General features: G+C 43.5%; 10 protein-coding genes and 1 pseudogene. 8 read left to right on the forward strand and 3 right to left on the reverse strand.

Annotated features, from left to right (window positions below; all coding sequences use genetic code 11):
• Nucleotides 1–225: 225 nt before the first annotated feature.
• Nucleotides 226–1,692, reverse strand: coding sequence for an NAD-dependent succinate-semialdehyde dehydrogenase (locus tag JMY06_RS11020; protein WP_201618299.1), 1,467 nt, complete (start codon nucleotides 1,690–1,692; stop codon nucleotides 226–228).
• A 305-nt stretch (nucleotides 1,693–1,997) separates the two neighbouring features.
• On the opposite strand from JMY06_RS11020, the gene JMY06_RS11025 reads away from it, so the two are divergent.
• Nucleotides 1,998–2,768, forward strand: a complete 771-nt coding sequence (locus JMY06_RS11025) for an IclR family transcriptional regulator (RefSeq protein ID WP_201618300.1) — start codon at nucleotides 1,998–2,000, stop codon at nucleotides 2,766–2,768.
• On the opposite strand, the pseudogene JMY06_RS11030 reads toward JMY06_RS11025, so the two are convergent.
• Together JMY06_RS11030 and JMY06_RS11035 are read right to left on the reverse strand one after the other, a co-directional pair.
• Nucleotides 2,746–3,972: pseudogene (locus JMY06_RS11030) on the reverse strand (CaiB/BaiF CoA transferase family protein). The gene JMY06_RS11025 and the pseudogene JMY06_RS11030 overlap by 23 nt on opposite strands.
• Nucleotides 3,973–4,149: 177 nt before the next feature.
• Nucleotides 4,150–5,352 (reverse strand): acyl-CoA dehydrogenase, encoded by a 1,203-nt coding sequence (locus JMY06_RS11035; protein WP_201618301.1) that lies wholly within the window; start codon nucleotides 5,350–5,352, stop codon nucleotides 4,150–4,152.
• A 146-nt stretch (nucleotides 5,353–5,498) separates the two neighbouring features.
• Between JMY06_RS11035 and JMY06_RS11040 the strand changes: the two genes are divergently transcribed.
• The 7 genes from JMY06_RS11040 to JMY06_RS12040 all read left to right on the forward strand — a co-directional run bounded on the left by JMY06_RS11040 (nucleotide 5,499) and on the right by JMY06_RS12040 (nucleotide 12,604).
• On the forward strand, nucleotides 5,499–6,329 hold the full coding sequence (locus JMY06_RS11040) for an IclR family transcriptional regulator (protein WP_201618302.1): 831 nt from the start codon (nucleotides 5,499–5,501) through the stop codon (nucleotides 6,327–6,329).
• A 119-nt stretch (nucleotides 6,330–6,448) separates the two neighbouring features.
• Entirely contained in the window at nucleotides 6,449–6,907 is a 459-nt protein-coding gene (locus JMY06_RS11045) for a DIP1984 family protein (RefSeq protein WP_201526920.1), read from the forward strand.
• A 287-nt stretch (nucleotides 6,908–7,194) separates the two neighbouring features.
• On the forward strand, nucleotides 7,195–7,617 hold the full coding sequence (locus JMY06_RS11050; RefSeq protein ID WP_201618303.1) for a tetratricopeptide repeat protein: 423 nt from the start codon (nucleotides 7,195–7,197) through the stop codon (nucleotides 7,615–7,617).
• 396 nt (nucleotides 7,618–8,013) lie between these two features.
• Nucleotides 8,014–9,816 carry an FMN-binding glutamate synthase family protein gene (locus JMY06_RS11055; protein WP_201618304.1) on the forward strand — a complete coding sequence of 601 codons (1,803 nt, stop codon included), beginning with the start codon at nucleotides 8,014–8,016 and terminating at the stop codon, nucleotides 9,814–9,816.
• Nucleotides 9,817–9,889: 73 nt separating this feature from the next.
• Nucleotides 9,890–10,732 carry a phosphodiester glycosidase family protein gene (locus JMY06_RS11060; protein ID WP_201618305.1) on the forward strand — a complete coding sequence of 281 codons (843 nt, stop codon included), beginning with the start codon at nucleotides 9,890–9,892 and terminating at the stop codon, nucleotides 10,730–10,732.
• 226 nt (nucleotides 10,733–10,958) lie between these two features.
• Nucleotides 10,959–12,050, forward strand: a complete 1,092-nt coding sequence (ychF, locus tag JMY06_RS11065; protein ID WP_201618306.1) for a redox-regulated ATPase YchF — start codon at nucleotides 10,959–10,961, stop codon at nucleotides 12,048–12,050.
• Between the two features lie 359 nt (nucleotides 12,051–12,409).
• The gene (locus JMY06_RS12040) at nucleotides 12,410–12,604 is read left to right on the forward strand and encodes a transposase (RefSeq protein ID WP_413786255.1); all 195 of its coding nucleotides are present in this window, start codon (nucleotides 12,410–12,412) and stop codon (nucleotides 12,602–12,604) included.
• Nucleotides 12,605–13,199 lie beyond the last annotated feature (595 nt).

Consider the following 13,199-nt stretch of genomic DNA (forward strand, 5'->3'; position numbering starts at 1 on the left):
GTGGTTTGACTTTTATCGTCAGGCTGCTTGATTAAAATCTCCCAAGTTAATGTCTACGGGATTGACAGCATAGGTCATCTTTATATTTAACCTGAGGGTTATTAGTGCCTAAGGACTATTAATAAAAGCTATTGAGTGAATAGCGGCTTATGTCATATGAGCTAAATACTAGAAAATACATATCATTTAGCTCATTTAAATTAATTACTATATTAAATGCTAAAACTAGCTAATATCACTGCACCAGTATTTGGTGACCACATATTCTTCAATGCCATACTTTGAACCTTCACGGCCAAAGCCTGACTGCTTGACGCCGCCAAATGGAGCCACTTCAGTAGAAATCATGCCGGTATTATGCCCCACCATACCGTATTCAAGGCCTTCGGTAACCCGCCATGATCTTGTATAGTCGTTGCAATAAAAGTAAGCAGCGAGGCCATAAATAGTGTCATTAGCAGCACGGATCACTTCTTCTTCGGTATCAAAAGTGAATATCGGTGCAATGGGACCAAAGATCTCTTCGCTAGCAATGTCCATGTCATCACTGATATCGGTAATGACGGTCGGGTTATAAGCGAGCACTGAGGTATTATTGGTACTACCACCGGTGATTAATTTTGCGCCTTTATCTAAGGCATCTTTTAGTAAGGCTTGGACTTTTTCTAAGCCGTCTTTATTGATTAAAGGACCAACATCGACCCCTTCATCCATACCGTTACCAACTTTAAGTTCAGCAACTTTCTTGATAAAAATATCTAAGAACTCATCTTTAACGCTATTTTGCACGTAGACACGGTTGGCGCAAACACAGGTTTGACCGGCATTGCGATATTTGGAAGCAATCAGACCTTCCGCAGCTTTTTCCAAATCGGCATCATCAAAGATGATAAAAGGCGCGTTACCGCCAAGCTCTAAGGATAGTTTCTTGATAGTAGGTGCGCACTGAGCCATTAAGGTACGGCCAACTTCAGTGGAGCCTGTGAACGATAGTTTTTGGATACGAGCATCGCCGGTTAAAATTTCACCAATGACTGATGATTTACCGGTAACCACCTGAATGACGCCCGCTGGAATACCCGCTTGCTCTGCTAATACGCCTAATGCTAAAGCGGAAAATGGCGTGGCAGTGGCTGGCTTGATAATTATAGTACAGCCAGCCGCTAAAGCAGGAGCCGCCTTGCGGGTAATCATTGCCGCTGGAAAGTTCCAAGGGGTAATCGCCGCACAAACACCAACCGGCTGCTTTAAGATCACATAACGCAGCTGCGACTGAGTAGCAGGGATGACATCACCATAGACGCGTTTGCCTTCTTCAGCGAACCAGCGGATAAAGCTGTTGGCATAACCAATCTCGCCGCGCGACTCATCCAAAGGCTTGCCTTGTTCAGCAGTCATGATAATCGCTAAATCTTCTTTGTTATCATCGATGAGGTCTGCCCATTTTTGCATTATGATTGAGCGCTCTTGAGCCGTTTTCGCCGCCCATGCTGTTTGGGCCTTATGAGAAGAGGCGACAGCGTCATTGACGTCTTGCTTGGTCAAGCTTGGGACAGTACCAATAACCTCGCCGTTAAATGGATTGCTCACATCGATAGTGGCGGCATCACTGGCAGCATGCCAGCCATCTTTAATGAAGCACTGTTGTTTGAGTAAATCTGGGTTTGCTAGCTGTAGCGTAGTCTTTGTCATAGTGACGCTCCTTGTCGTTAAGCTTATTGCTTATTTTTAATTACTGATAAAGCCATTCAATAGGTAGGGAGAGGTAAGCTTCTACTTACTGAACAACCTAGCCTAATGTCACGCTTATTAAATGGTCATCTCATAATAATTATTGATAACCTGTTGATTGTTCAATATACTGAATTTTAATTCTATATACGAGACATCATTATAGGAATGATGGGGCACTTTTTGCAACCCTTATTCTCGTTTTAATTCCTATTTTAAGTATTATTTTAATTATTTTTATTTTACTTCACTTTTATAGGCAATTTATGAGTACAACTGCCGTACCAGCATTAGACAAAACCTTTCAAATTCTAGATCTAATTACTGATAGCTCACAACCTTTGACAGCGGCGCATATTGCTAAGCAATTAGGCCTTCCTCGCAGCTCAACTCATAATATTCTACAAAGTCTCTTGAGCAAGCACGTCGTCTATAAAGATACCGATAACCGTTTCCATTTGGGCTCTTATCTAATGTACTGGGCTGGTAAATACGCGCAGCAGCAAGGAGTTATACAATTATTTAAAGATCTCATTGTCCAATATCCAGTACTGCTACAACATACCGTCACTTTATCTAAATTAGATTTAGGCCAAGTAGTATTTTTAGCCTGTCATGAAGCCCCAGCTCCGCTATGCTTTACTTTCCGCGCTGGTGTCCGCGTACCTGCGGTATTTTCAGCAACTGGCAAAGCCATGCTTTCAACGTTATCCATGCCTGCTATCGAATCGTTATACGAGGGCGTCTTTCCCGAGCCAACTACCCCTAATGGCGTAAATAACTTTGATGACCTGTCCACTGAGCTTACTGCTATTCATAGCAGTCGTATCTCGCTTGATGACGGTCAGCTGCGTGAAGGCATGTACTGCCTAGGAACTTATATTCGTAACGCTTCTGGTAACGCAGTGGCTGGAATGGCAGTCAGCTTTTTGCAAGCAGAATATGAATCGAAGCGTGAGGAAGTCAGCAGCGTACTTATCGAGCTGGCTGAGCAAATGGAGCAGCGTTTAGGCTTTAAACAATGCCATCGGCCTTAAGCTTAGCTATCATCGCGCTATCATAACCAAGCGCTGCTAACGTACTGTCAGTATGCTCACTTAAACTGGGTGGCGGCGAGCGATAGGTCACTGACGACTCAGATAATTTAATAGGATTACCCAGCGCTTTGACTGGACTTCCTTGCGCGCTAAAATCAATCACCATATCACGGGCCTGAGCTTGCGGCATGGCCAAAGCTTCAGCGATATTATGAATGGCTCCGCTCGGAACGCCTGCTTGGTGTAAGGCCTCCAGCCAATGTGCACGGGGCTACTGGGCAAACTTCTCTGATAGCCATGTCGATAACAGCTTACGGTTTGTGACACGAGCAGGGTTAGTGGTAAAACGCCTATCTTGATGCCACTCAACTGCTAATACCTCACAGAGCTTAGCAAATTGCTGATCATTGCCACAAGCTAAGATAAAGTGCTGCTCGCCCTCACCTGCGAATACTTGGTAGGGGACGATATTAGGGTGCTGGTTGCCCAGTCTTGGAGGCACCTCATTTGAGGCCAAGTGGTTCATACCGACGTTAGCTAACATCGCCAGCGCACTATCTAATAGCGACACATCAACCTGTTGTCCGCGTCCGCTATGTTCGCGTGCTAATAATGCCGCTTGAATGCCAATGGTCAGTTGCAAGCCTGCGAACAAATCGACCACTGCCACGCCTATTTTATACGGTTCGCCATCGCTGGGACCTGTGATACTCATTAATCCTGACAAGCCTTGAATAATATAATCATAGCCCGGACGCTTCGCATCTGGCCCTGTCTGCCCAAAGCCGGTCAGTGAGGCATAAATCAAGTGCGGATTGTCTTGTCTCAAGCTGTCATAATCTAGGCCGTATTTTTTGAGACCACCGACCTTAAAGTTCTCTACTACGATATCGCTCTCAGCAGCCAACTGCTTGATGATGGTTTGGCCTGCATGCGTCGTGATATCAACAGTCAAAGATTTTTTATTACGGTTAATAGTCGAGTAATATGCCGAAGTGTCATCACTAAAAGCGGGCGGTGACCAGTGGCGGGTTTCATCACCGATGCGCGGACGCTCAACCTTAATAACTTCTGCGCCTAAGTCAGCTAAAATCTGGGTACAAGATGGCCCTGCCAACACCCTAGACAAGTCCAGTACCTTGATGCCATGCAATGCGCCATGATCCACAGCCTGTTTTGATTTTGGTGTCACACTTGTAGTCATGATAATCCCTTATCTTTTAACAGATTTTATTTTTTTCTGTAAGTAGCTTATTATTCATCATCAAAGTTTTTGGTAATGAATACTCAATAAAAAAACGCACGCTACTAAATGTGAAGCGCTACAGTGAGCACTAAATAGTAGCGTACGTTTATCGTTCCAAAACCGCATTAAAACCAGTTAATAAAACGCCTGAATACCAGTCTGCGCACGGCCTAAGATAAGGGCATGAATATCATGCGTACCTTCATAAGTATTGACTGCCTCAAGGTTCATCACGTGACGGATAACGTGATATTCATCAGAGATACCATTACCGCCATGCATATCACGGGCGACGCGAGCAATATCTAACGCCTTACCGCAGTTATTACGTTTGATCAGTGAAATCATCTCCGGCGCAGCGTTATGCTCATCCATCAAACGCCCCACACGTAGTGCAGCTTGCAAGCCTAGTGCAATCTCAGTTTGCATATTAGCAAGTTTTAACTGTACCAACTGAGTGGCTGCTAGGGGACGGCCAAACTGCTTCCGATCAAGGGTATATTGACGCGAAGCCTTCCAGCAGAACTCAGCGGCGCCCATCGTGCCCCAAGCAATACCATAACGCGCTTTATTTAAGCAGCCAAACGGCCCTTTAAGTCCGCGAATATCTGGGAAAGCATTGGCTTCAGGAACGAATACTTTGTCCATGACAATCTCGCCAGTAACCGAGGCGCGTAATGAGAATTTACCTTCAATCTTCGGCGCTGATAAGCCTTTCATACCTTTGTCTAGTATAAAGCCGCGAATAACATCTTCATCGTCTTTTGCCCAGACCACAAACACATCAGCGATAGGACTGTTGGTAATCCACATTTTGTTGCCAGTAATCTCATAACCGCCGTCAACTTTGCGCGCGCGCGTTGACATTGATGAGGGGTCTGAGCCTGAATCTGGTTCAGTTAGACCGAAACAGCCTACATATTCGCCAGTTGCCAGCTTAGGCAAATATTTTTCTCTTTGTTCTTCAGTACCATATTCATGGATAGGATGCATAACCAGACTTGACTGCACGCTCATCGCTGAGCGATAGCCTGAATCCACCGCTTCAACCTCTTTGGCAATCAAACCATAAGCCACACTCGACAAACCAGCACAGCCGTAGCCATCGATAGTCACCCCAAGCAGTCCCATCTCTCCCATCTGGCGCATAATATTGCGATCAAAATTCTCGTTACGGTTGGCTTCAATGATTCCGGGCATCAGCTCTTTTTGAAAAAACTGATGCGCCGTATCCGTCACCATACGCTCTTCGTCAGTCAACTGATCACGCAATAAAAATGGATCTTCCCAATCAAAACGTGGGCTGCTGTTAGATCGTGGGTTAGTAGCTGTTGCCATGTTGTTCTCCTTGGTGTCCGTCTTCCTGACCTACTAATAGTGATTGACTTATTAGTTCCGCCATGCGAAACTAAGTTTCATAATATGAACCATTTAAGCAGAATTTTTCACCTCTGTAAACCTTTACCCCAAATTACGGCCATAAAATGACAAAAAGATTACCGCAAGCAGCCTCCTTATTAGAACAAATGAACGCTGCCCTTGCCCAAAGCAAAGTGGCTGATGACAGACAATTTGTCACAGCGCTTGCTCGTGGTCTGACCTTACTTGCCGCCTTTGAGCATCATGAGCAGCTGAGCCATCAGCAATTGTGCCAGCTTACCCAGTTGCCAAAAGCAACAGTGACTCGCCTAACTTATACGTTAATCAGCCTTGGGTTTTTGCGAACAACTATACATGGTCAATATCAATTGGGCAGTAGCGCAGTACGCCTGAGCGCGCAGGCATGGAGTCGTCATGATGTGGTAGCGTTCGCTGAACCGCTATTAAGGCAGTTCGCCACAGAAAATGAGGTGTCGGTGAATTTAGCCACAGAAATTGAAGGGGAAATGCGTTATTTAGCCTGCTGCCGTAGTCCTGCCCGCCTCTCTGTAAATCTACAAGTGGGCTCAGCAGTGCCAATCGCACAAACTGCGATTGGACGCGCATTTTATGCCGTAAGCTCACCTACTCGGCAAGCAGTAATTGACTCTAACTTGCAAGCGAATTTACCGGTAGATAAGTTTCAACAAGCGCAAATAGCGTTAACTCAGGCATCACGGTATTATGAAACGCATGGCTATACATTATCAGATGGTGATTTTTCTATCGATATTTTGGCAGTGGCAGTAGGTGTCTTTGATGTGACCACAGGACATTATGCGTATTCATTGAATGCCAGTGTCCCTCGCGCCAATTGGCAGGCTGAGGAATATGAGGCGATGATTGTTCCTAAATTGCAAGTTTTGGCTGAGAGAGTTGGGCGCGGGGTTCAATAGAAGTTATTGACAATAAAATAGCGATAACCGTGACGACATCGATAAGCAAACGTAGATACCATCAGAAAGTAAAAATAATTGACATTCAAAGAAATTTTAGTATCTAAGAGGAAATCAAAATGAAACTAGCAGAAGCCCTACTTATCCGTAGCGACATGCAAAAGAAGCTTGCTCAATTAAAGGGGCGTATTCGTAATAATGCCAAAGTTCAAGAAGGTGATACACCAAGCGAAGACCCTAATGAGCTGATGATAGATGCCAGCCAAATCATTACTGAATTGAATTCGTTGATTGAACGTGTTCATCGTACCAATGCGATTGCCAAGACGGATAAAAGTCAGTCGATGCTTACACTGTTGGTTGAGCGTGATACCTTAGAGATGCGTCATAAGCTTTTGATAGATGCCATTGAAGCGACGCAGAGCGAAACCGATCGTTATAGTCATCGAGAGATTAAATGGCATGTGATGGTTTCAGTAGCGGGCTTACAAAAACAAGCGGATGATATTGCCATGAAACTTCGTCAAATTAATATTGTCATTCAATCCAATAATTGGCAAATTGAACTTGTCGAATAATCTAACTAAATAACCAAATTATAAGCATTTCTCTACTGACTTAAAGATAAATTGGTAGAATACCAGTTTGGAGCCAACTGAGCGAGTGTCAGACCCCGCGTCTCCACAGCAGGGGGTTGAAAATATACTGTAGTGGACGACATACGTTGCGGGCAGACGTCTTTTTTACACTTAATGCCCAGTACTCGTAACTCGTCACAAAGCACTACTTAGACCTTACTACCAGACACTGACAGTCGGTTTCAATTTATCGTTATTTTATTAGTAGTAGAAAAAAGGAATGAGTAATGATTAACACCAAAATATATAAGTCGGTCTATAAATTAGCTGAAGAGCTACTGGAGGCTGATAGAATAGGTAATCAACAAGCTTTCGATGCGTTTTATGCAGAGCTGCAAGCTCTTTGCATCGATAACGAAAATACCAATAAAGACCACCCAGAACAATGGGAAACTTTGGCTGATTTCACAGGAGATTTAGATGAGGCGCTAGTTCGCTATGAAAAAGCCCTAGAAAAGGCGACTACGGTTAATTCGAAAGATCATATGTCATCAATCGCCTTTTCTATGGCAGTGATACAAATTGAATTAGGTCAAACTGACGCTGCTATCACAAGTCTACAAAATGCAAGAATCAGTGCGAACAAAATTGAAGATAAAGAACTTAAAGCTGAGATAGATGAATTACTTGCCAAGCAATTAGCAGACTAAATCTTAAATTGACAGCATCAATTACTATGACAGTCCTATTAATAATAAGTTATTGATTGGTTCTCATTTATATATTACAGCTTAAAATCATTATAGCTCCCAATTTTCCGACTATTTACCGTCACTAGCCTTGCTGATTGAGCAATTTTTACCTGTTGGGATTATATTTAAAATAGTAGCTGCCGATAAGGTGGTGGTGTGAGTGACTGGATAATAAAGCTGATGCCAGTTAGCAAGCCGTTACTCAATTACCGCCAAGCCGTGATATCATAAGTGTATGATATACGCGATAAATTTAAGTGCTTACTTATATTTAATGATAACAATGGTTACATGGTTGTTTTTTAATTTACCGTCGCGATTTTTATTTTTAATGTCTTACTATTGAGCGTTGCTATGCCCCAATCCCGTACCAACTTAGATCCTAAGCCTACTCTAAACCTGCCCTATCTTGTTGGGGCTGCACTGCGCTATAGTACTTTTGGCGTGGTAATTTTGCTGTTCTTAGCCGGGCTACTACTCGTCAACTGGTGGCTCATTATCATCGGCGGCATCGGGGTGGGCTTGGGTATCTATGACATGTTTCAATCGAAGCACGCCATATTAAGCAACTACCCTGTTGCAGGTCATATCCGCTATGTGCTTGAGGACTTTCGCCCTGAAATTCGTCAGTATTTGCTCGAAGATGAAAAAGAACAAGTGCCCTTTTCACGCCAGCAGCGCGCATTAGTATATCAACGTGCCAAAAACATCAGTGATACCAATGCCTTTGGTACTCTTGATGACTTATATGCCCATGGTAAAGAGTGGTTTTTGCAGTCGGCTATCAGTCAGCCACTCCAAAACCAAGACTTTCGCATTAGCGTTGGTGGTGAGCGCTGTCAGCAGCCGCATGATATGTCGGTGTTTAATATCTCAGCGATGAGTTTTGGTAGCTTGTCTGCTAATGCCATCATGGCACTGAACCAAGGCGCGAAGATGGGCGGTTTTACCCACGATACGGGTGAAGGGGCGATTAGTCCTTATCATCGTAAGTTCGGTGGTGATTTGATTTGGGAACTGGGAACGGGCTACTTTGGTTGCCGCGATGATAATGGTGATTTTAATCCGCAGACTTTTGCCGAAAAAGCTATTGACCCCCAAGTCAAAATGATCGAGATTAAACTCTCACAAGGTGCTAAGCCTGGTAAAGGTGGCGTGCTACCCGCTGAAAAAATCACGCAAGAAATCGCTGATACTCGTCAAGTGCCACTGGGCCAAGATTGCGTATCACCCTCCTCGCATACTGCTTTTAGTACACCGCGCGAGCTGGTAGCCTTTTGGCAACAGCTGCGTGAGCTATCAGAAGGCAAGCCAGTTGGCTTTAAGTTATGTGTCGGTCAGCCTTGGCAATTTATGGCCATTGTTAAAGCCATGATTGAAGCTGATAACTATCCTGATTTTATCGTTATTGACGGTGCCGAAGGCGGTACAGGTGCCGCTCCAGTAGAGTTTATGGACAATGTCGGCATGCCCATGGTTGATGGATTTTTATTGGTACACAACACCTTAGTAGGTGCTGGTATTCGTGACAAAATCAAGCTTGGCGTCAGTGGTAAGATCGTATCTGGCTTTGATATTGCACGCTTAATTGCCTTGGGCGCAGATTGGTGTAACTCCGCTCGTGGCTTTATGTTTGCGGTTGGCTGTATTCAATCGCGCACCTGTCATACCAACACGTGTCCTACTGGGGTTGCAACTCAAGACCCATATCGCCAAAAAGCGCTTGATGTACCAAGTAAAGCGGAACGTGTCGCAAGCTTTCATAAAAACACCATCAAGTCTCTCGCTAATATCGTAGGCGCTGTTGGACTACAACATCCAAGTCAATTGCAGCCTTATCATATTGCACGCCGCTTGGACGATGGACAAATTAAACTATTATCAAAATTCTTTTACTTCGCTGACAAAGGCGCACTACTGGATCGGAATGCCCGCGCGGATGTGTTCAATCAGATGTGGGTAATGGCAGATCCTGATACCTTCTTAGCAGATAACGATGCGCTGATTGCGTATAATAAAGACTCGCGGGACCAAGGCAAAGAGACCAGCGCCCCAACCGTAGAGAGCGGCGATATTTCGGAAAATGAGATCCACGGTGGCAGGCTGATTGGTAATGTCAATCATACCTTTCGCGACCTACCGCACACAGAAAGCTAAAAGTAGTCGGCAATAACAGTACATGAACCATCTAATTATTATACATCTCACTATTATAGAAGATAAGTAATCGATGCCACGCTCTATTTTTACTGTACCTGCTATGGCATTGCTTACTTTAAGCATCAGTGCCTGCCAGCCTAAAGCAGAAGATACTAATAACACGGCTGTGTCAAAGTGGTCGTGTCAAACGCAAAGCTCGCCATTTAATTATAGTGCTTGTCGTATCGATGCGGCAGCACTAAGCGCTGTTGATGCGGGAGACAGGCGTTATTCCTTACAGTTATTTTGGCAACAGCCTGACAGCGCCCAGTCTTACTTAAGTTTTGATAATTTACTAGCCAATTTACCGTCATCACAGACACTAGCTTTTGCGATGAATGCTGGCATGTATAACGAACGCTACGCCCCGATTGGTTATACCGTTATTGGTGGTAAAGAGATACGCGCGTTAAACCTCAATGAAGGTGGCGGTAATTTTCATTTGTTGCCCAATGGTGTGATGTGGTGGGATAAAGCCGGTAATATACAAATTACTGAAAGTCACGCGCTACAACAGCAGCTTGAAGAAGGATCAGCCAATCCTTGGTTTGCGACCCAATCAGGACCGATGCTGGTGATTAATAACGAAATCCACCCAAAGTTTAATGCAGATGGTACATCTGCTAAATTCCGCAATGGCGCAGGCGTCTGCAGCGATGGCAGCATACAATTTGTGAATAGTGATGAACCCGTCACCTTTTATCAGTTTGCATCGCTGTTTAAAGACAAGCTCCAGTGCCCGAATGCGCTATTCTTAGATGGCGGTATTGCTTCAGCGTTGTACGCACCAACCATCGATAAGCATGATAAAAAAGAGATGGGCGTCATGATTGGAGTGGTCGAGACAAAAAATAACGCTAACTTAAAGCTGTAAGTAAAAATGGTCTTTAGTTAGGCCACAATTTAAACTGCTCTGATTTACAGTGCTCTTTGGTGTCATCCCCTATCCGCCTAAAAACTCTAAACCGGCGTAAGCATTAAAAACTCAGACAGAACCACCACCGCAAGTCGGTAATTTTTGCTACAATACGCCCAATTTTTATTTCCAATTTAACTGAGTGTTAAACCACCTTATTTTATTACTTTATTGAGAGACTGTTATGGGTTTTAACTGCGGCATCGTCGGCCTACCAAACGTGGGGAAATCTACCCTATTTAATGCCTTAACCAAAGCGGGAATCGCCGCTGAAAACTTTCCTTTTTGTACCAAAGATCCCAATACCGGTATCGTCCCAGTACCAGATCCACGCTTAAAGAAACTGTCCGATATCGTGAAACCTGAACGTGTATTGCCAACCACCATGGAATTCGTTGATATCGCCGGCTTAGTTGCCGGTGCATCAAAAGGTGAAGGCATGGGCAACCAGTTCTTGGCTAATATCCGTGAGACGGATGCGATTGCACACGTGGTACGCTGTTTCGATGATGATAATGTGGTGCATGTCGATGGTCGCATCAGCCCGATTGATGATATCGAAACCATCAATACCGAACTGGCATTGGCCGATTTAGATGCCGTTGAGCGCGCTGTATTTAACTTGACCAAAAAAGCCAAAGGCGGCGATAAAGACGCGCAAGCCATGCTTGATGTGTTCAAGAGAATCGAGCCATTACTTGCTGAAGGTCAACCTGCACGCGCGGCCAATCTAGATAGCGATGAGAAAAAACTCATCCGAAGCTATGGTTTAATTACCCTGAAACCAACGATGTATATCGCCAACGTTAGCGAAGATGGTTTCGAAAACAATCCTTATCTTGATGCGGTACGCAACTATGCGACTGGCGATGAGTCTATTGTCATTGCGCTATGCAATCAAATCGAATCTGAGATTGCTCAGCTCGATGAAGATGATAAAAAAGACTTCCTAGAAGACATGGGTATGGAGGAAGCGGGTCTTGATCAAGTGATTCGTGGCGGTTATGATCTACTTGATATGCAGACTTACTTTACTGCTGGCGTTAAAGAAGTTCGCGCTTGGACTGTTAAAATTGGCGCCACTGCTCCTGAAGCGGCTGGCGTAATCCATACTGACTTTGAGCGCGGCTTTATTCGTGCTGAAGTTATCGCTTATGATGATTTCATTGAATATAATGGTGAAAAAGGCGCAGCTACTGCCGGTAAATCACGCCTAGAAGGTAAAACTTATATCGTCCAAGATGGCGATGTGATGCATTTCCGCTTTAACGTATAAATAGTTTATTGATTTAACCTTTGTTTTTATACAGCCTTAGCATATCACTACTAAAAAGCCAGCATCGATGCTGGCTTTTTTATGTGGCCAATTTTAGTATAGTAAGTGCTGAGCCTTCCTCAAAAGCTGTTAAAACAAACTAGGGCGTATCATCAATTAGAAAGCATATTTTAAAATAAGCCATAATTGTTATATTCTTATAAAGCTGAGACCAACGACCATGACAAGACGGCATGCCTTACGCGATGATCAGTGGGAGCGAATCAAAGACATCTTACCTGATCAAAAAAGTGATGTGGGTGTTACTGCAAAAAAAAATCGGTTAGTTGTAGAAGCTGTTCTCAATCGTTATAAGACAGATATGCCTTCCTTCTAAAGTTAATCGACTAACATCAAGACAGCTTAATAAACATCTATACCAAGCACGGGATTTAATTGAAAATTTCTTTGCAAAAATTAAGCAATACCGTGCTATTGCAACCCGCTATGATAAGTTAGCAAGTCATTCTCTTAATGCTATCCATCTGGTATTTTGCGTTATTTGGCTTAATTGATGGCATTCCTAGTAACCTATATACTATGTCACTTAAATTTCCAATAGTTGGAAGTGTATGATGGACATTATTACGAACGGGATTATACCGATACTAATAGTATGCCTTTACTCTATGTTGGTCTGGTACTGGATACGCACTATGATCATTATGGGTAGAAAGTCTTTTTTTCTCGGTGTTCTCGGGTTCTTTTTCTCTCCCTACGCACAGATTAATTTTTACCTATCAAATAAAAAAAAGCTGAAGGTAAAAGAAAAAAAAGACTTTAGCCGTTTCTGGTGGACTGTCCTTATTACAATCATTACCGCTATTGGTATGGTGATTATACAAAAACTATAATAAAGCTACCTAACTAGAGTGTGTCGTTACTTAATCTAGTTTTTGGTTCGAAAAGGGGTATATTTTCACTAAACAGAATCATACTTGTCACCATTATATTTATATCTACAGTGAAATTTTTCAAAATTGATATCTATTTATCTAACCTTAAGCCTCAAAATATAATTGATGACACACCCTGACCTATGCTGTCAATCCCGTAGACATTAACTTGGGAGATTTTAATCAAGCAGCCTGACGATAAAAGTCAAACCAC

The sequence above is a fragment of the Psychrobacter urativorans genome (assembly GCF_904846675.1).
Taxonomy (GTDB): domain Bacteria; phylum Pseudomonadota; class Gammaproteobacteria; order Pseudomonadales; family Moraxellaceae; genus Psychrobacter; species Psychrobacter urativorans_B.

Coding starts and splice junctions, on each gene's coding strand:
- JMY06_RS11020 (WP_201618299.1), bottom strand. CDS start 1,692: ATGACAAAGACTACGCTACAGCTAGCAAACCCAGATTTACTCAAACAA.
- JMY06_RS11025 (WP_201618300.1), top strand. CDS start 1,998: ATGAGTACAACTGCCGTACCAGCATTAGACAAAACCTTTCAAATTCTA.
- JMY06_RS11035 (WP_201618301.1), bottom strand. CDS start 5,352: ATGGCAACAGCTACTAACCCACGATCTAACAGCAGCCCACGTTTTGAT.
- JMY06_RS11040 (WP_201618302.1), top strand. CDS start 5,499: ATGACAAAAAGATTACCGCAAGCAGCCTCCTTATTAGAACAAATGAAC.
- JMY06_RS11045 (WP_201526920.1), top strand. CDS start 6,449: ATGAAACTAGCAGAAGCCCTACTTATCCGTAGCGACATGCAAAAGAAG.
- JMY06_RS11050 (WP_201618303.1), top strand. CDS start 7,195: ATGATTAACACCAAAATATATAAGTCGGTCTATAAATTAGCTGAAGAG.
- JMY06_RS11055 (WP_201618304.1), top strand. CDS start 8,014: ATGCCCCAATCCCGTACCAACTTAGATCCTAAGCCTACTCTAAACCTG.
- JMY06_RS11060 (WP_201618305.1), top strand. CDS start 9,890: ATGCCACGCTCTATTTTTACTGTACCTGCTATGGCATTGCTTACTTTA.
- ychF (WP_201618306.1), top strand. CDS start 10,959: ATGGGTTTTAACTGCGGCATCGTCGGCCTACCAAACGTGGGGAAATCT.